The organism is Ruegeria profundi, assembly GCF_049800715.1.
In the GTDB taxonomy this organism is placed as follows: Bacteria; Pseudomonadota; Alphaproteobacteria; order Rhodobacterales; family Rhodobacteraceae; genus Ruegeria; species Ruegeria profundi_A.
On the sequence record NZ_JBNAFO010000009.1, the window covers coordinates 160,439 to 177,908 of the forward strand.

The 17,470-nt window shown below is 59.5% G+C and carries 20 protein-coding genes; 14 read left to right on the forward strand and 6 right to left on the reverse strand.

Going from position 1 to position 17,470, the window contains the following annotated elements; translation table 11 throughout:
• Positions 1 to 41 precede the first annotated feature (41 nt).
• The gene (locus ACP15L_RS15430; RefSeq protein ID WP_425084859.1) at positions 42 to 221 is read left to right on the forward strand and encodes a hypothetical protein; all 180 of its coding nucleotides are present in this window, start codon (positions 42 to 44) and stop codon (positions 219 to 221) included.
• Here ACP15L_RS15430 and map read toward each other — a convergent pair.
• Positions 209 to 1,021: a type I methionyl aminopeptidase gene (gene map / locus ACP15L_RS15435; protein ID WP_425084860.1), complete on the reverse strand. Its 813-nt coding sequence runs from the start codon at positions 1,019 to 1,021 to the stop codon at positions 209 to 211. The two genes, ACP15L_RS15430 and map, sit on opposite strands and share 13 nt — an antisense overlap.
• Before the next feature lie 191 nt (positions 1,022 to 1,212).
• On the opposite strand from map, the gene ACP15L_RS15440 reads away from it, so the two are divergent.
• From ACP15L_RS15440 to ACP15L_RS15450, 3 genes are all read left to right on the forward strand, one after another.
• Positions 1,213 to 1,890, forward strand: a complete 678-nt coding sequence (locus tag ACP15L_RS15440) for a tetratricopeptide repeat protein (protein WP_425084861.1) — start codon at positions 1,213 to 1,215, stop codon at positions 1,888 to 1,890.
• Between the two features lie 12 nt (positions 1,891 to 1,902).
• The gene (locus tag ACP15L_RS15445; protein WP_425084862.1) at positions 1,903 to 2,868 is read left to right on the forward strand and encodes a sulfotransferase family protein; all 966 of its coding nucleotides are present in this window, start codon (positions 1,903 to 1,905) and stop codon (positions 2,866 to 2,868) included.
• Positions 2,869 to 2,967: 99 nt separating this feature from the next.
• The gene (locus ACP15L_RS15450) at positions 2,968 to 3,333 is read left to right on the forward strand and encodes a hypothetical protein (protein ID WP_170473055.1); all 366 of its coding nucleotides are present in this window, start codon (positions 2,968 to 2,970) and stop codon (positions 3,331 to 3,333) included.
• On the opposite strand, the gene sfsA is transcribed toward ACP15L_RS15450, so the two are convergent.
• Positions 3,330 to 4,037: a DNA/RNA nuclease SfsA gene (sfsA, locus tag ACP15L_RS15455; protein ID WP_170473058.1), complete on the reverse strand. Its 708-nt coding sequence runs from the start codon at positions 4,035 to 4,037 to the stop codon at positions 3,330 to 3,332. The two genes, ACP15L_RS15450 and sfsA, sit on opposite strands and share 4 nt — an antisense overlap.
• Before the next feature lie 51 nt (positions 4,038 to 4,088).
• On the opposite strand from sfsA, the gene ACP15L_RS15460 reads away from it, so the two are divergent.
• Genes ACP15L_RS15460 through ACP15L_RS15475 form a run of 4 tightly spaced genes read left to right on the forward strand, consistent with a single transcriptional unit; the run spans position 4,089 to position 7,006 of the window.
• The gene (locus ACP15L_RS15460) at positions 4,089 to 4,811 is read left to right on the forward strand and encodes a competence/damage-inducible protein A (protein WP_425084863.1); all 723 of its coding nucleotides are present in this window, start codon (positions 4,089 to 4,091) and stop codon (positions 4,809 to 4,811) included.
• The gene (locus ACP15L_RS15465) at positions 4,808 to 5,518 is read left to right on the forward strand and encodes a GNAT family N-acetyltransferase (protein WP_425084864.1); all 711 of its coding nucleotides are present in this window, start codon (positions 4,808 to 4,810) and stop codon (positions 5,516 to 5,518) included. Before ACP15L_RS15460 ends, ACP15L_RS15465 begins: the two co-directional genes overlap by 4 nt.
• A gap of 16 nt (positions 5,519 to 5,534) precedes the next feature.
• The gene (locus ACP15L_RS15470; RefSeq protein ID WP_425084865.1) at positions 5,535 to 6,107 is read left to right on the forward strand and encodes a peroxidase-related enzyme; all 573 of its coding nucleotides are present in this window, start codon (positions 5,535 to 5,537) and stop codon (positions 6,105 to 6,107) included.
• Complete coding sequence (locus ACP15L_RS15475; RefSeq protein WP_425084866.1) at positions 6,104 to 7,006, forward strand: OmpA family protein; 903 nt, start codon at positions 6,104 to 6,106, stop codon at positions 7,004 to 7,006. The genes ACP15L_RS15470 and ACP15L_RS15475 overlap by 4 nt, the downstream gene beginning before the upstream one ends.
• Positions 7,007 to 7,069: 63 nt before the next feature.
• On the opposite strand, the gene ACP15L_RS15480 is transcribed toward ACP15L_RS15475, so the two are convergent.
• Positions 7,070 to 7,975 carry a LysR family transcriptional regulator gene (locus tag ACP15L_RS15480; protein ID WP_170379389.1) on the reverse strand — a complete coding sequence of 302 codons (906 nt, stop codon included), beginning with the start codon at positions 7,973 to 7,975 and terminating at the stop codon, positions 7,070 to 7,072.
• Positions 7,976 to 8,202: 227 nt separating this feature from the next.
• On the opposite strand from ACP15L_RS15480, the gene ACP15L_RS15485 reads away from it, so the two are divergent.
• Together ACP15L_RS15485 and ACP15L_RS15490 are read left to right on the forward strand one after the other, a co-directional pair.
• The gene (locus ACP15L_RS15485; RefSeq protein ID WP_170379386.1) at positions 8,203 to 8,643 is read left to right on the forward strand and encodes a DUF4399 domain-containing protein; all 441 of its coding nucleotides are present in this window, start codon (positions 8,203 to 8,205) and stop codon (positions 8,641 to 8,643) included.
• Between the two features lie 115 nt (positions 8,644 to 8,758).
• Entirely contained in the window at positions 8,759 to 9,691 is a 933-nt protein-coding gene (locus ACP15L_RS15490; protein ID WP_425084867.1) for a glycosyltransferase family 8 protein, read from the forward strand.
• 12 nt (positions 9,692 to 9,703) lie between these two features.
• On the opposite strand, the gene ACP15L_RS15495 is transcribed toward ACP15L_RS15490, so the two are convergent.
• Complete coding sequence (locus tag ACP15L_RS15495; RefSeq protein ID WP_425084868.1) at positions 9,704 to 11,731, reverse strand: FAD-dependent oxidoreductase; 2,028 nt, start codon at positions 11,729 to 11,731, stop codon at positions 9,704 to 9,706.
• A gap of 137 nt (positions 11,732 to 11,868) precedes the next feature.
• On the opposite strand from ACP15L_RS15495, the gene ACP15L_RS15500 reads away from it, so the two are divergent.
• The 4 genes from ACP15L_RS15500 (at position 11,869) to ACP15L_RS15515 (ending at position 15,692) form a co-directional block, all read left to right on the forward strand.
• A complete protein-coding gene (locus ACP15L_RS15500; RefSeq protein WP_425084869.1) occupies positions 11,869 to 12,351 on the forward strand; it encodes an RNA pyrophosphohydrolase in 483 nt (160 codons plus the stop codon).
• Positions 12,352 to 12,441: 90 nt separating this feature from the next.
• The gene (locus tag ACP15L_RS15505) at positions 12,442 to 13,392 is read left to right on the forward strand and encodes a glycosyltransferase family 2 protein (RefSeq protein ID WP_425084870.1); all 951 of its coding nucleotides are present in this window, start codon (positions 12,442 to 12,444) and stop codon (positions 13,390 to 13,392) included.
• 90 nt (positions 13,393 to 13,482) lie between these two features.
• Positions 13,483 to 14,856 (forward strand): radical SAM protein, encoded by a 1,374-nt coding sequence (locus tag ACP15L_RS15510; RefSeq protein ID WP_425084871.1) that lies wholly within the window; start codon positions 13,483 to 13,485, stop codon positions 14,854 to 14,856.
• A complete protein-coding gene (locus tag ACP15L_RS15515; protein WP_425084872.1) occupies positions 14,853 to 15,692 on the forward strand; it encodes a DUF547 domain-containing protein in 840 nt (279 codons plus the stop codon). Before ACP15L_RS15510 ends, ACP15L_RS15515 begins: the two co-directional genes overlap by 4 nt.
• A gap of 35 nt (positions 15,693 to 15,727) precedes the next feature.
• On the opposite strand, the gene ACP15L_RS15520 is transcribed toward ACP15L_RS15515, so the two are convergent.
• Positions 15,728 to 16,717 carry an adenosine kinase gene (locus ACP15L_RS15520; RefSeq protein WP_170667384.1) on the reverse strand — a complete coding sequence of 330 codons (990 nt, stop codon included), beginning with the start codon at positions 16,715 to 16,717 and terminating at the stop codon, positions 15,728 to 15,730.
• Entirely contained in the window at positions 16,714 to 17,358 is a 645-nt protein-coding gene (gene nth, locus ACP15L_RS15525) for an endonuclease III (RefSeq protein ID WP_425084873.1), read from the reverse strand. The genes ACP15L_RS15520 and nth overlap by 4 nt, the downstream gene beginning before the upstream one ends.
• Positions 17,359 to 17,470 lie beyond the last annotated feature (112 nt).

Sequence of the window (17,470 nt, forward strand, 5' to 3'; positions counted from 1 at the left end):
CCGGTTTTGAGGTGCGGACCGGTTTGTGTTAGGCTTCTGGCATGGACCGCGCCCTACCGCCCTTGTTCTGGGGTTTGGCTCAGGAGACTGACACAGAAACCGGCCCGCCACGCAAACCTGCACGCGCGCCGGTGTTCATCCACGACGCGATCACGCCGTGGGGGGCTGAGACGATGCTGCTGAAAGTGCTACGGGATCAGGCCACCGATCAAGACGAATAGGTCGGATGGAAGGTGTCGCCGGGTGACAGGGTAAAGATCTCGACCCCATTTGCGGTTACACCGACCGAATGTTCGAACTGCGCCGAGAGCGACTTGTCGCGGGTCACAGCTGTCCAATCGTCGGCCAGAGTCTTGGTTTCAGGACGCCCCAAATTGACCATCGGTTCGATGGTAAAGAACATCCCCTCTTCCAGAACAGAACCGGTGCCAGGGCGGCCATAGTGAAGCACGTTTGGCGGTGCGTGGAACACCCGGCCCAGCCCGTGGCCACAGAAATCGCGGACAACGCTCATACGGTACGCTTCGACATAGGACTGAATCGCGTGGCCGATATCGCCGAACGTGTTGCCCGGCTTGACCATCTCGATGCCCTTGAAAAGCGCGTCATGGGTGACCTGAATCAGACGCTCCGCCTTACGCGGCAGTTTGCCTGCGACATACATCCGCGAGGTGTCGCCGAACCAGCCGTCCACGATGACGGTGACGTCGATGTTCAGGATATCCCCGTCCTTTAGCTTTTTCTCACCGGGAATGCCGTGGCAAACCACGTGGTTCACGCTGATACAGCTGGCGTGCTGGTAGCCTTTGTAGCCAATCGTGGCTGAGGTCGCGCCCGCGTCCTCGACCATCTGGGTGATGATCCCGTCGATCGCACCGGTGGTTTGGCCGGGGAAGACATGTTGCGCAATGTCATCCAGTATCCGCGCGGCCAAAGCCCCTGCCGCATGCATGCCGGCAAAGTCACCTTGTTCGTAAATGCGGATACCGTCCTTGGTCAGGCGGCCACGATGATCTTTCATGGATGCGAGGCTCCAATTGTTTCGCGCAATGCTCTATCTACGCTGCTTGTGCAGAAAGTTCCAGAGGGTGCAGCGTCGCAGGCCTGTATCTCGGATGGATGATGATCCGATCACAGGTGGACGCGTACAGCGATATAAACTAGCACGTATAAGATAGTTCTCGGGCGTTAAATTAGAAGAAGGGCAGTCAGATGCAGAAAGCCGACCAGCTGAGGACCGAGATTGCCACCATCAGTGAAATGCTCAAGACCGGGCGCGCGGACAGGGCGCTGAAGCGTGCAGTCAAGGCCGGGAAGAAATGGCCCAAAATGCCCGCGTTTCCGCAGATGGCTGGTCTTGCATGCATTCACCAGGGGGAATTCAAACAGGCACAGACCCATCTGGAGCGCGCTTGGAAGATGGAGCCGGAGAACCCCGACCTGATCCAGAATTTCGGGCTGAGCCTTGTTCAGGGCGGCGATGCCGGCAAGGCGCTAACCCTGATGAATAAAGTTGGGGCCAAGGCCCCTCTGACCCCGCCGCAACGCTATGTGCGCGCCATGGCCCTGTTGCAGGAGCGTCAACTGAGCGAGGCGTTGGTAGATGTTGATGAGGTTCTGCGCCATCAAAACGGCAATCTACAGGCCCATTGCCTGAAGGCCGATATTCTGGATGAGATGCACCAGTGGAACCAGGCCATCGACGTCCTGTTGGCCGTGGCCGAGAAGCAGCCGAAATTCCACTACGGTCAGCTGCGACTGGCCAAGGGTCTGGTCGGTTTGGGGCGTATGTCTGAGGCACTGACCCATGGCCGCGCCGCCTTTGCGCTGGCGCCCGAGGCTCCCGAAACGCTGGAGTTCGCTGCAACTCTGCAGAACTTGTCGGCTTAGGATCGAGCGGATTTGCAGGCTCGAACCTCTAAGCTGCTTGAGGCGGGCAATGCCAACCGCGGGGCCGCAGCCACGGTGCTTTTCGCCGCCGCGAGCCTTGCGAAACATGATGGCGATACCGCGACCGAGATGCTTCAGCTGCGCAAGGCGCATGATCAGTTGCAGCATGGGTTTAAAAGCTGGGAAACCCGGGCCGAGAAAGCCTGCCGCCAGCGTCTGAGCACGCCTCTGCCCGCCCCCGCCTCAGCGCCGCGCACCGATATACCGCGCCCGGTGTTCGTGGTCGGATTGCCACGCTCCGGCACCACTTTGATCGAGCGGATTCTGGCCTCACACTCCACCGTTCAGGGGCTGGGAGAGTTGGCGGGCGTGCATCACTGGGCCCGCAGGGTCGAAAGCCAATCGAGCGCTGGAAGTGACGCACAGGAGCTGGCCGATTACTACGCGGATAATTTGCCCCAGACGGCGGAAGGAACGCGCGCCTTTGTCGACAAGGCTCCGGGGAACTATGCTTTTCTGGGGCCGATCGCGCAGGCCTTCCCGAACGCCGTGATTCTGAATGTCATGCGCGATCCGCGCGATGTGGCGCTTTCGATGTGGCGGACGCATTTCGGAGCGGGTGGCCTGTATTACACGCATGATCTGAGCTGGATGGCAGCCGAAGCCAACCGCTATCGTCGCTATATGCAGCACTGGCATGCGGTGCTTCCGGGGCGGGTCCATGAAATAAGCTATGAGCATCTGGTGAATAATCTGGAGGACGGCGCCAAAGAGCTGGCCCAGCTCTGCGACCTGCCTTTTGAACAGGCGATGCTGTCGCCCGACAAATCTTCGGATGCGATCAGAACGGCCAGCAACCTACAGGCTCGCAAACCCGTCAACACCGCCTCGGTCGGGGGGTGGCAGGCTGTGGCCGATCACTTCGCACCGTTTGTGAAGGGGTTGGACGCCGATCTTTGGCCTGAAATTCACAGGTAGAGGTTCAAGTTTCGTTGATCATCCCGTCTGCGCGTGGTCATCCGCGCCGCTTTGCGCCACGGTGCCACGGAGAATGCATCAGCGGGAACAGGGGCTGAGATGGTCAGAGCGATTGCTGCTCTTCTGGTCGTTCTGACCAGCGGCTGCCGCGAAGAGGTGACGATGCTGACGCAGGATCAGCTTGCGGCGCTTTTGGTACAGGATCGCAAGATTGCCCTGAACCGCGCGGGCGTCACTGGCGCCGCAAGCGTGAACGCCGACCAAAGCTTTGACGTTGAGATTCCTCGCCTGGGCCGCGACACCGGTGTTTGGTGGTTGGAAAGTGACAGGATCTGTAGCCGCTGGGAGACGTTCCGCAAAGATCAAGACCTCTGCGCTGTGGTGGGGCAGGTTGAGGATGGCACCTACCGCGGTTACACACCGGGGCGAGGCTCTTATCTAGGAAAGTTTACGATCCTGCCTTAACCGGTAGACCACACCTTTGTCGCATCAACTTCGATCCCCTGTGGCGAGATGGTGGTGCCGACCACCAACCGCTCAACCCCCTGCGCTTGCGTTGCCTCAAAGGCCGCTGCATAGGCCGGGTCGATATCGGCGGCCAGCGCGAAGCGGTCGCAATCGGTGCGCTGCACCAGATACAGCATGATCGCGCGGTGGCCCTGTTCGGCCATGGAGGCCAGTTCATGCAGATGTTTGGTGCCGCGGGTGGTGACGCTGTCGGGGAATTCGGCCAGATCGGGCTGGCGGGAAAGCGTGACGCTTTTGACCTCGACATAGGCATCCGGCAGACCGGGTTGGGTCAGCAGGAAATCAATGCGGCTGTTCTGGCCGTATTTGACCTCGGCCCGGACTGTTTGATAGGCGGCCAGTTCGAGGATCTCGCCACGCTCCAATGCCGCGCGCAGTGCCCGGTTCGGCACCGAAGTATCGACGCCGGTGAAATGGCCATTCTCGTGATCAACTAGCCGCCACCCAAATTTCAGCTTTTTCTTCGGATCGTCATTGGGTTCCAGCCAGACTTTCTCACCCGGTTCAGCCAGTCCCATCATACTGCCCGGATTGGCGCAATGGGCTGTCACCTCGCGGCCATCCTCTAGCGTGCAATCGGCCAGAAAGCGTTTGTAGCGGCGGATCAGGCGGGCGGGGACAAGGGGGGTTTCAAATCTCATGCCCCACGGCCTATACCTGCCCTAACAGCCGATCAAGAGGGGGCGCGCGCCATGGCCAATCCAACCGCTGCAATGCTTGTCATCGGGGATGAGATCCTCTCGGGCCGGACGCGAGATGCGAACATGCACTATCTTGCTGGTGAACTGACCAAGCATGGCATCGACCTGAAAGAAGTGCGTATTGTCGGCGATGACGCCCCGGCGATCGAGGCGGCGGTCAAGGCTCTGTCGGGGTCCTACGACAATGTCTTCACCAGCGGGGGCATCGGGCCTACGCATGACGATATCACCGCCGATTGCATCGCCCGCGCTTTTGACACCCCAATTGACGTGCGCGACGACGCGCGGGCGCTGTTGCAGGCGCACTACGACAAGTCAGGGCTGGAGTTGAATGAGGCCCGCCTGCGTATGGCCCGCATTCCTGACGGCGCTTCATTGATCGACAATCCAGTCTCAACCGCGCCCGGATTCACCATCGAAAATGTGCATGTGATGGCCGGGGTGCCCTCAGTATTCCAAGCCATGGTAGCCAGTGTCTTGCCGGGTCTGACGGGCGGCAACCCGCTGTTGTCTCAGACATTGCGGGTGGATCGGGGCGAAGGCGACATTGCTGCCACGTTGTCTGCACTGGCTGAGGCGTTCTCGGACCTGTCCATCGGCTGCTATCCGTTTCAGATCAACGGGGTCTTCGGAGCCAACGTGGTGGTCCGAGGGACAGAGGGTGCGCGCATCGACGCGGCCATGACCCAATTGGCAAAAGAGCTCGAGTTGTGAACATCTACTGGCCCGACATCGTTGACGGAACATGGCCCGCTGCGCGCTATGAGACCCTTGGCTCCTTCCGCCTGCGAGAAGGGCAGGGGGGTGGTTCGCGCGTGTCTGCCGCCAATGCGGTGGGTGACGCGACCGAGGCCGACATCATCGCGGCTGAGTGTGCCATGCAGGCCATGGGCCAGAAACGCATCTTTTGTCTGTGGCCCGATGACCACAAGCTTGACGCCCAACTGGAAGCGCGCGGCTATGAGGTTCTGGACCCGGTCAACATCTACGCGTGTCCGCCGGAGCAACTGACCGATCAGCCTCTGCCCCGCGTGACCGCGTTCGGCATCTGGCCCCCGCTTGCCGTCATGGAGGAGATCTGGGCCAAGGGCGGTATTGGCCCTGAACGTCTGGCCGTGATGGAGCGTACCGCGGGTCCCAAGACCGCGTTCCTGTTGCGGCATTCAGACCGCCCGGCGGGAACTGTGTTCGTAGCCATGAAAGGCGATATGGCCATGGTACATGCGCTTGAGATCCTGCAAGATCACCGCCGTCAGGGTCTGGGCCAATGGGCCATGCGGGCCGCAGCCTTTTGGGCGCGGGACAATGGGGCGAAAACGCTCAGCGTGATCTGCACAAAGGCCAATGACGGGGCGAATGGCCTCTACCGAGCGCTCGGGATGGAGATTGTCGGGGAATACCATTATCGTCAACGTGTCTAAGGAGTTAAGAAAGCCCGTGACCCAGACCGATCTACCCACCGCGCTGAACCTGCCCATGGCTGACCCTTTGCCGCCCGAGACGCAGAAATACTTTGATGTCTGCCTCGAAAAGCTGGGCATGGTGCCGAATGTGCTGAAGGCCTACGCGTTCGATACCGACAAGCTGAACGCCTTCACGGCTATGTATAACGACCTGATGCTGGCAGATAGCGGACTGTCCAAGCTCGAACGTGAGATGATCGCGGTGGTCGTGTCCTCGATCAACAAGTGCTTCTACTGCCTTGTTGCTCATGGTGCAGCAGTGCGGCAGATGTCCGGTGATCCGCAACTGGGCGAGATGCTGGTGATGAACTACCGCACCGCCCCTTTGGATGCGCGCCAGCGTGCGATGCTGGATTTTGCTGCCAAGATGACCACCGCAAGCGCCGAGATTGAAGAGGCTGATCGCCAGCACCTGCGCGATCAGGGTTTCAGTGACCGGGGTATCTGGGACATCGCCAACGTCACCGGATTCTTCAACATGTCCAACCGGGTGGCCAGTGCCACCGCAATGGTGCCCAACCCCGAATATCACGCCCAAGCCCGATGATCCGACGCCTCGCCCTTGCCTTTTGTCTGATGGCCGGACCCGTTCTGGCGCAAGATCTGACCCTGCCCGCCAGCGCGCGTCGGATCAGCGAGAGGACCTCGCCGCTGGACAGCTATGAGTTGCCCACAGGGCCCGTTGCAGATGGCATAGTCCCCTCTCGAACGGTCGAGGGGCGGGTCGAGCGGCTGACATGGCGCTTGCAGGCGGGCTCTAGCACGACGCTGCAATTGCTGGCTCCGCTGCGGGATCAGCTCGTGGCGCAGGGCTTTGATATCCTGTTTGAATGTGAGGCTCGGACCTGCGGCGGGTTCGATTTCCGCTTCGGAACCGAAGTGGTTCCAACACCGGATATGTATGTCGCCATTCGCGACTATCGTTTTCTGTCTGCCACCAAGGGCGACGAGGCGCTCAGCCTGCTGGTCAGCCGTAACCCGCCGGATGGCTATGTGCAACTGATCCGCGTTGCACCCGTTGATGCTCCGGCTCCAACGCCTGTGGTCGTTGAGCAATCCGCCAGCGGAACGGAGGGCCTTTTGGACGCGTTGCAGCAGTCGGGCCATGTGATTCTGGACGATTTGCATTTCCGCACCGGTGAGGTGGCACTGGGCGACGGCCCGTTCGCCTCATTGTCGTTGCTGGCGCAGTTCTTGGCAGACAACCCGTCGACCCGATTGGCGTTGGTCGGTCATACCGACGATACGGGCGCGCTGCAGGCCAATATCAAGGTTAGCACCGAACGGGCGCAGGCCGTGCGCGCCCGCCTGATTGACACGCATGGCGTCGTGGCGGATCGGATCGAGGCACAGGGCGTGGGATATCTTGCGCCGCTGACCTCGAACGCGACGCCGGAAGGGCGCGATCTGAACCGTAGGGTCGAGGCTGTCTTGCTGGTCAACTGACGCGTCTTCAAAAAAAAAGACCCGCACGCAGAACGAACGGGCCGATCCAGTTCACCGGGAGAATTACCAGTCCATCGCGCCTTTTTCGGAATAAGCGTCAACGAGGAAGTCTATGAAGGCCCGTACTTTGGGCTGAGTGAAGCGGCCTGGAGGATAGACCGCGTAGATGCCTTGCACCTCATCCGGCAGGGATGGCATTGCATCTACAACCTCACCGGTCTTCAACGCATCGGCGTAAAGATAGCTGGGCAGATAGGCGATCCCGAGGCCCGAGACCGCCGCGTTTAACAGCGATTGGCCATCATTCACGCTGAGCCAACCGGCCGTGCGCACCTGACGTTTCTCGCCCGACGGGGCGGTTAAGCGCCAGACATTGCCCGAGGATTGGCTGGAATAGTGCAGCAGCTTGTGTTCATTTAGATCGTCGATCTTCTGCGGCCGTCCGTATTTCTCGATATAGCTGGGGGCCGCGACCATGCGTTTGACGGTTTCGGTCAGTTTGCGGGCGCGCAGAGTGCTGTCTTCCAGTTCTCCGATGCGAACGGCGACGTCAAAGCCCTCGGAAATCAGTTCCACGTAGCGGTTGTTCAGCACCATGTTCACGGTGATATCGGGATAGGTGGCCAGAAAATCCGACAGGACAGGCGACAGGTGATTGACGCCGAAATCCGTCGCTACGCTGATCCGCAGCAGGCCAGAAGGGGCCGATTGCATCGCGGTGACCAGCGAATCCGCCTCACCCGCGTCGTTCAGCACCCGGCGGGCGCGGTCATAATAGGCCAGTCCAATCTCGGTCGGAGAAACGCGGCGCGTGGTCCTGTTGAGCAGTCGTGCCCCCAGCCTCGACTCGAGGCTGGACACGTGCTTGGAAACGGCTGATTTGGAGATACCCATCTTCTTGGCCGCATCGGTGAAGCCACCTTGGTCCACCACGTTGGCAAAGGCTTCCATTTCCGTCAGTCGATCCATTCTCGTTCCCCAGGTCTTGCTACTTGCAACGACTTTGCCCCTCAATCTGGGCGGAATCGGGGCGGACATGGGATAATATCAGGGTTTTGAATCGGATCGTTTGCGTATCAGAAACGCGGAAACAGTTGTTTCCCGCGATGGTGATCGCCCTGCAAACGGGCGTTTTCTGGAAAATATTCAAGATGTGCTAGGTTTAGAATGGCATTTTTGTGACGAGGGAGGAGATCATGAAAGCCATTTTTACAGCCATTTCAGTTGTTCTGTTTGCCACAGCCGCCGGAGCGCAGGAACAAACGCCATCCGCGCCGGGTGCGCAGGTCTATTTCGCGAACCTTGCGGATGGTGACACAGTGCAATCACCGGTCACGGTGGTCTTTGGCCTCAGCGGCATGGGCGTTGCGCCTGCAGGGACCGAAGCGGACAATACCGGCCACCACCACCTGCTGATCAATCGCCTACCACTTGGTCAGGGCGAAGACGGCGCGGATGAGCTGCTGTATGGGCTGCCATCAGACGAAAACCACATGCATTTCGGCGGTGGCCAGACCGAGGTCACTCTGGATCTGCCCGCTGGTCAGCACACGCTACAACTGGTTCTGGGCGATGCTGGACACGTGCCGCACAACCCGCCCATTGTATCCGAAGTGATTACGATTTTGGTCGAATAAGGGGGCGCCGGGTAACGCCGCAAACCAAGAGTTTTGAGGGCCGCTAAGGGTTTGAAGTGCCTGCTCTTCGCTGCTATTCCTTCTCATCACATTGACGTGATCGAGGGGGAGCGCGATGCAGGTGGTCTATGGCGTGAACAGGTCTTTTCTGTTCCCGGCTCTGCTTTCCGCATATTCCGCTGTCAAAAACGCCAGCAAACCTTTGGATGTGACAATCTTTGGGCAGGATTTCACAGACGAAGACATCGCGATTGTTGAGCAGGTCAATCAATCCCTCACGGGAGGGACGATTTCTTACCAGAAATTCGATCTGGAAAATCTGCCAGGCTTTTCCGAGTATAAGTCGAAGTTCCCTGCGATCACGATGCTGCCATTGTTTCTGCCCCAGCTTTGCGAAAAGCGCTGCGTTTTTGTGGATGCGGACACTCTGGTTGTTTCGGATGTTTGGGAATTGCTGGACATGGACCTTGAAGGCCAACCCTTTGCCGCCTGCGTGGATATGGGTCTGGTGACGCTTGGCGGAGGGGACTTCCTGCGCCCTTCCCTGCAGCAGATTTTCAGACCGGGGCGCGAGCATAAAAAGTCGCTCAGTCGTGTGAGCAAGAGCATTAGGTTGGGGTTCATACCCGGCGAAGGGTATTTCAATGCCGGCATCATGGTCATGGACTGTTCAGCCATTCACGGCGATCGCGAATTGCGCGAGATCAGCGATTTCGAGAAGCTGGTTCCGCACATTCCTTACTTGCCTGAACAGGACAGAATGAATCAACTGTTTCACGGGCGCTGGTTTCGGTTGCCTATTCAGTGGAACACGCGGCCTCAGATCTGGTTTGACGCGCACAGTCCGAAATACCGCAAAATGTCCAAGGCGTTCCGCCAGCATCTGAGTGATGCAAGTAGAACTCCGAAAATCTGGCACTATGTCGGTGGCAAAAAACCGTGGCGGGCGACGCGAATGGCGCGACTGCTGTTCCATCGCGCCTACGGCGACTACGAAACCTATATGGCCCGGTTCGAGAAAGAGACCGGTCTGACTTATACCATGTAGACCTCAGCGCCCCTACATCTCGGCGGCTAGGCGGGTGCCCTGATTGATGGCCCGTTTCGCATCCAACTCAGCAGCGACGTCCGCACCACCGATCACATGCGGCGTGATCCCGCGTTCGATCAGGGCGTCTGCAAGGCTACGCTCGGACAGTTGACCGGAACACAGAACGATGGTGTCCGCAGCAATCACCGTCGGGTCGGCGCGCTCTTCGCCAAAGCTGATATGCAGGCCGTCATCGTCGATATGCTCATAGTTCACGCCGCCCACGAAGTTGACGTTTTTCATCTTGAGTGTCGCGCGGTGAATCCAGCCGGTGGTCTTGCCCAAGCCTTTGCCATGCGCCTGTTTCTTGCGTTGCAACAGAGTCACCTGACGCGCCGGGGCTGCAGGCTGAGGGCCTTCTGGTGCCAGACCCGAGCGGTGCTGCTCCGGATCGGTCACGCCCCATTCCTTCATCCAGGCGGGCAGGTCGTTGGTGATGCTGTGGCCGTCCTCCAGCAGGAACTCGGACACGTCAAAGCCGATACCACCAGCGCCGATCACGGCGACGGATTTGCCGACTTCTGCTTTCTCGCGTAGCACGTCGATATAGCTGATGACGTTGTCACGGTCCTGACCGGGGATTTCCGGATCACGCGGGATGACGCCGGTGGCGATGACGACCTCGTCAAAGCCAGTCAGGTCGTCGGCGCTGACTTCGCGGTTCAGTGCCACCTTCACGCCCAGATCATCCATCATGGTGCGGTACCAATCGACCAGCCCCCAGAATTCCTCTTTCCCCGGCACCTGTTTCGCCATGTTCAACTGCCCACCGATTTCTGAGGCACGGTCGAACAGCGTGACGTCATGGCCGCGCTGGGCGGCGGTCATAGCGGTAGACAGGCCGGCCGGGCCAGCGCCCACAATGGCAACGGTCTTACGCGTCTCGGCCTTGCCAATGACAAGTTCGGTCTCATGGCAGGCACGGGGATTGACCAGGCAAGAGGTCAGCTTTCCGCCGAACGTGTGGTCCAGGCAGGCCTGGTTGCAGGCGATACACGGCGCGATCTGCGCGGACTGACCAGCAATCGCCTTGTTGACAAAATCCGCATCCGCCAGCATCGGACGCGCCAGCGAAACCATGTCGGCGCAGCCGGTCGACAGAACCTCTTCTGCGACCTCGGGCGTATTGATCCGGTTCGAGGTGATCACCGGGATGCCAACCTTACCCATCAGCTTTTTGGTCACCCAGGCAAAGGCGGCACGCGGAACGCTGGTTGCGATGGTGGGAATCCGCGCCTCATGCCAGCCGATGCCGGTATTGATGATCGTGGCGCCGGCTTGTTCGATCCGCTGAGCAAGCTCGACCACCTCTTCGTGGGTCGAGCCATTCGGGACCAGATCGATCATCGACAGGCGATAGATGATGATGAAATCAGTGCCCACAGCCTCACGCGTGCGCCGCACAACCTCGATCGGCAGGCGCATCCGGTTTTCATAGGAGCCGCCCCAGCGATCTTCACGTTTGTTGGTGTGGGTCACGAGGAACTGGTTTAGGAAATACCCCTCGGACCCCATGATCTCGACCCCGTCATATCCCGCCTTCTGGGCGAGAACAGCCGCGTTCACAATGTCGCTGATCTGCTTCTCGATCCCGTCTTCGTCCAGTTCACTGGGCGGGAACGGAGAAATCGGGGATTTCACCGGGCTTGGCGCTACGCATTTGGGACCATAGGCATAACGTCCGGCGTGCAGAATCTGCATCGCGATCTTGCCGCCCGCCTCATGCACGCGGTCGGTCACGACCGAGTGGTTCGCCACGTCCTTGTCGGTGGTCATCATCGCCGCGCCCGGCAGGACAGACCCTTCGAGGTTCGGGCCGATCCCGCCCGTCACCATCAGCGCCACGCCCCCGCGGGCACGATCCGCATAGAACTCAGCCACGCGGTTCCAGTCGCCGGTCTCTTCCAACCCGGTATGCATCGAGCCCATCAGCACGCGGTTCTTCAACGTGGTAAAGCCCAGGTCCAGCGGGGCCAGCATGTTTGGGTACGCAGTCATGGCGAACTCTCCCTTCCGAAGTTGAGAAATAGATTGACGTTCGCGTAAACATTGTCACGCGAAACCTAACGTCATCCCCTTTGCGCCTGCCGCGCGGCTTGATAGAGAGGTCGCAAAGCATGTCCAAGAGGCCTCGCATGACCCCGGAAGAGATCGCCAAACTGCCCTATCGCCCCTGTGTCGGGCTGATGCTGATGAATGCCGAGGGCAAGATCTTTGTCGGCCAGCGCAATGACCGCCACAAGGATGCGTGGCAGATGCCTCAGGGCGGGGTGGACAAGGGCGAGGACCCGCGTGACGCTGCGCTGCGCGAATTGTGGGAAGAAACCGGCGTGACGGCTGATCTGGTCGAGGTGGTGGCCGAGACTGATGGCTGGCTGCCCTATGATCTGCCCCACGATATCGTTCCGAAAATCTGGAAAGGCCGCTATCGCGGGCAAGAGCAGAAGTGGTTTCTGTTGCGCTTCACCGGCCATGACGACCAGATCAATATTGCAACGGACCATCCGGAATTCACCAGCTGGAAATGGCAGGCCCCGGATCAACTGGTCAAAGAAATCGTGCCGTTCAAGCGCGCGGTCTACGAACTTGTTGTTGCCGAATTCCAGCCGCATCTTTGAGCACATCGCCAGAACTGGATTGGTAAACCTGACGGAAAGGTGCAGGGTGTTACTGACCCTTTAGATGGCCTAAGAGTAGGAGTGCACAAATTGAGAGTTGCCGTCGCCTCGTGTATGAAGAACGAAGGGCCGTTTGTTCTTGAATGGGTTGCTTATCACAAAGCCATAGGCTTCGATGAGGTCTACGTGGTCACCAATGACTGTACCGACGGCACAGATCTGATTTTGCAGCATCTGCACAACGAAGGTATCGTGCACCATCACAATCAAACTCTGGAGCCTGGTGAAAGTCCCCAATTAAAGGGGATGAAGACTGTCATGACCATGCCGCAGATGGAGGAAACAGATTGGTTGTTGCATATTGACGCGGATGAGTTTCTTCGGGTGTCCGTCGGGGCGGGACAAGTTCAGGACCTGCTTGAAGTGTGCGGACATGCCGACAATATTGCCCTGATGTGGCGCCCGTTTGGAGACGCCGGTCACTGGTTTTGGAGAGGTGGTAGCGTTCTGCGCAGCTTTTTACGCTGTCAAGGCCGTCCGCGCACAACGAATGCGGGCCACAAATCTATGTTTCGCCCTAGCAAGTTTACCTACGCAACTGACCATATGCCGAAACTCCCCTTGGCCTCCGGAACGGTAAGTGTCAATTCCGCAGGCACACAGATCAAGGGCTCTGCAGTGAGATTCCCAAAACGAGCTCGTTACCGGCTTCTACCCGAACATCTAACTTGGGATGTCGCATGTATTCACCATTATGCAATCCGGTCTCTGGATGTTTTCTTGATGAAAAATGATCGTGGCGACGGAATGGCTCGGGGACATAGTAAATACCTCCTCAACTCAAAATTCTACCGACGTCAAAGCGGTAATTCGATGACTGATACCGGGATTTTGGAGCACGTGGACAAGGTGGACGCTCTGCTATCTGAGTGGCTTAAGGACCCAGAACTGCGTCGGCTGGAGCAAAACGCGCTTCGTGCGTTTCAGGATAGGCGTGACCAGTTTCTAACGCCGCAGCGGATCGAAGAATTCACCTTGTAGTCCAAGCTAGCCTGTCGCAGGCACTCACCGCTCAGCACGTTGCCGTGAGGGGGCGTAGTTCGGGTCGGGGCGTGCCTCTAGCTTGGAGGCATGAAAGACACCGTGCCAGACCCGATCACCATCAAGCCCGCCGGACGGCGAATTCAGGGCTTGGACCGGCGCGCGCCTCTGCGTGAGGGATTGCGCGGGTGCGGAGAGTTCGGCCCGTCTCAGACAGCAGGGCGGTTCTACCCGATGGCCTGCGTCGCGCTTGAGGTGACGCAGCGCTGCAATCTGGACTGCACGCTCTGCTACCTCTCTGACCGGGCCGAGATGACCTACGATCCCCCGCTTTCGGTCCTGTTTGCGCGCATTGCCACGATCCGTAGCCACTATGGTCGGGGTGTTTCCGTTCAATTGACCGGCGGCGATCCGACCCTGCGCAAGGTTGACGATCTTGAGGCGCTCTGTCGCGAGATCAGGCGGCTGGGTATGCGCTCGTGCCTGATGACCAACGGCATCCGCGCCAGCCGGGCGATGCTGACGCGATTGGCGGCAGCGGGGCTGGATGACGTGGCCTTTCACGTGGACATGACGCAAGAGCGCAACGGGTTCGCCTCCGAAATGGAGCTCAACCGCGTACGCAAAGCCTATATCGACCGGGCGCGCGGTTTGGGGCTGCGTATTCTATTCAATACGACCGTTTTTGACGGCAACTTTGCTGAAATCCCGGCTTTGGCCCGGTTCCTGCGGGACCAGCCCGAGGTTGGTTTTGTCTCGTTCCAGATGCAGGCCGATACCGGGCGAGGCGTGTTGCGAGCACGACCCGATGCAATCACGCAAGACAGTGTCATCCGCGCGGTTGAGCAGGGTTATGGCACGTCGTTGCATTTCGACTCGGCGGCCGTCGGGCATTCCAGTTGCAACCGGTATGGCAGCGTTGTTTCTGCGCGGGGCAAGGCCGTGTCGTTACTGTCGAACCGGCGCCTGGTGCAGCGGGTGATTGCGGCGCTTGAGGAGGTGGATACAGGCCAAGACGCTCATATCCGCATCCGCCCCAGCGTGGGACGCCTGATCCGCCGCCATCCGCTCCTGGCCCTTTGGGCGCTTAGCCATCTGGCCGGGTGTCTTCTGCGGCTGGGGACCGGCGTATTGCGCGGACCGGTGCGGCGGCAGGCCGTGTTTATCCACAATTTCATGGCTGCGGATGCGTTAGAGGAAGACCGCTGCGCCTCTTGCGTGTTCATGGTTGCGACGGCCAACGGACCGCTCTCCATGTGCGTTCACAACGCGCAGCGCGATCAGCATTTGGCCGCGCCAGATCGGGTGGACAGTCCGATGGGTACCTTTTGGTGGAACGCGGCGACGCGCGGCCTGTCGGCTCGCCCGGACTTGCCCGCTCTAAAAGACCCTGAGGTGGCTCCGCTGAAACGCCTCAAAGGGCAGTTGCGCGCTGCTCGTCAAAGCCGAAAGGACGCTTCATGAGACAGGTTTTGATCCTGATGCTGCTGCCGCTTCTGACCGCCTGTGCCAGTGTGGAGAGGCTGGCCTTGCCCGCCGCGACGCCCTTGCCCGACACGGCCCTGACCCGCGCCGCGCCCCCTCCGGGTGAGAAGGTAGATCATGGCGATTGGACCCGTTTTCTGACCCGCTATGTGGCCCCCGATGCGCGCGGCGTGAACCGGGCGGCCTATGGGCAGGTGAGCGCGGCTGACAGCGCGCTTCTGGATGATTATCTAACCGAGCTGCAGGCCGTTGATCCGGCCGATCTGACCCGCGATCAACAATTGGCCTATTGGATCAACCTCTACAACGCGCTGACGGTGGATGTGGTGCTTGAGGCCTACCCGGTCGCCTCGATCCGCGACATCAAGGATGGGCCGTTGTCGATCGGCCCATGGGGTCGCCCCTTGGCTGTGGTCTCTGGCCAGATCTTGACCCTGAACGACATCGAACACCGCATCATCCGACCGACTTTCGATGAGCCGCGCATTCACTACGCGCTGAATTGTGCAGCGGTCGGGTGCCCGAACCTGATGGCCCGCGCCTGGGAGGCCAAGACATTGGAACGCGACCTCGCCGCAGCCGAGCACGCCTATGTCAACGACCCGCGTGGGGTGCGGTTCGATGATGAGGGGCGGCTGATCCTGTCGAAGATTTACATCTGGTTCCGCGAGGATTTCGGGCCAAATGAGCAGGCCGTGATTGCCTATCTCGAAACAGCAGCCGACCCGGGGTTGCAACAGCGCCTAAATCAAGCCCAACGTGTGAGTGCCTATGAGTATGATTGGGCGTTGAACGACGCAGCCGCCGGATCCTGAAGGCCGGCGCGTGGGCGCCGACCCGGATCAATGTCTTACAGCAGGCCTTCTTCCCGCAGCAATTCTTGCAAGTTGGCTTCGGGGCGCGGGCCGATATGGCTGATCACTTCGCGCGCGCAGACATTACCGATCTTGGCGCAGGTCTCATAGTCGCGGCCAGTGGCCATGCCGTACAGGAAACCGGCCGCGAACTGATCGCCTGCGCCGGTCGCATCCACGGGCACTACTTTTTCGACCGCAACATCGTGACGGGTGTCGCCGTTCAGAACCGTCACGCCGTCGCCCGAACGGGTGCAGACGACCAGAGGGCAAATTGCGGCGGTTTTGGCCAGTGCGTCCTCAAGATCCTCGGTTTCGAACAGCGATTTGATCTCAGCTTCATTGCCGATCACGAAGTCCAGTTCGTTCTCGATCAGCAGCAGGAAATCGACCCGGTGGCGCTCGACGCAGAAAGGATCGGAAATGGCGATACCGGCCTTGCCACCACCCTTGTGACAGGCACGCGCGGCCTCAAGAAACGCGGCTTTGCCCTTTTCCTTGTCGAACAGATACCCCTCGAGGAACATGATCTGGCTGTTTCCGGCAACCTCGTCCGAGACGTCCTGAGACGACAGTTCCGAGGAAATCCCCAGATAGGTGTTCATGGACCGCTCGCCATCAGGCGAGACGAAGATCATCGAGCGTGAGGTCGGCAGCTCGCCGCCCGGCACAGGTGGGTTCACGAAATCCACGCCGTCTTCGTTCATCGCATCGGCATAGAAGCGGCCCAACGCGTCATCATGTACACGGCCAATAAAAGCAGCATCAAGACCCAGCGCACCCGCGCCCGCAATGGTGTTTGCGACAGACCCACCCGGCGTCTGCACCCGACCTTCCATCGAGGCATAGAGCACTTCGCCGCGCTCCTGCTCGATCAGTTGCATGATGCCTTTCTCGATGCCCATCAGTTCAAGGAAGCTGTCATCAGCCTGGGAAATCACGTCCACAACGGCATTTCCGATGCCAGTGAGCTGGTAGGTTTTCATAGATTCTTGTCCTCGAATTGGCAGAGATCGCGGATGATGCAGGTTCCGCACATCGGTTTGCGTGCTTTACAGTGATAACGCCCGTGCAGGATCAGCCAGTGATGTGCATGGAGTTGAAAGTCGGCTGGAATATTGTCCTCGATGGCGCGTTCGACGGCGTCTACGTCCTTGCCGGGGCAAATACCAGTGCGGTTGCCGACACGGAAAATATGCGTGTCCACTGCTTGCGCTGGTTGCCGCCACCACATGTTCAGAACCACATTGGCCGTCTTGCGCCCGACACCGGGCAGAGATTGCAGCGCCGCGCGGGAATTGGGAACCTCACCATCGTAGTCTTCGACCAGTATACGGCTGAGCTTAATGACGTTCTTCGCCTTCTGGCGGAACAAGCCAATGGTTTTAATATGCTCGATCAGGCCCTCTTCGCCGAGATCCAGCATCTTTTGCGGAGTATCTGCGATCTTGAACAGCTCGCGCGTGGCTTTGTTGACGCCCGCATCGGTCGCCTGCGCCGAAAGCGCTACTGCCACGACCAGAGTGTAGACGTTCACATGCTCCAGCTCGCCCTTGGGTTCCGGGTCGGCCTCTTGAAAGCGCGTAAAGATCTCGCGGATCGTGTGATAGTCGAGTTGCTTTGCCATCCGAGCCTTAATGCCGCCCAAGGGCCAATGACACAAGCCCAAAGCCAATGCGCAAGTTCCGGGTCGCGGGAGCGTGAGCTGCGCGTTATGGTTTGGATCAACAGATGAGGTG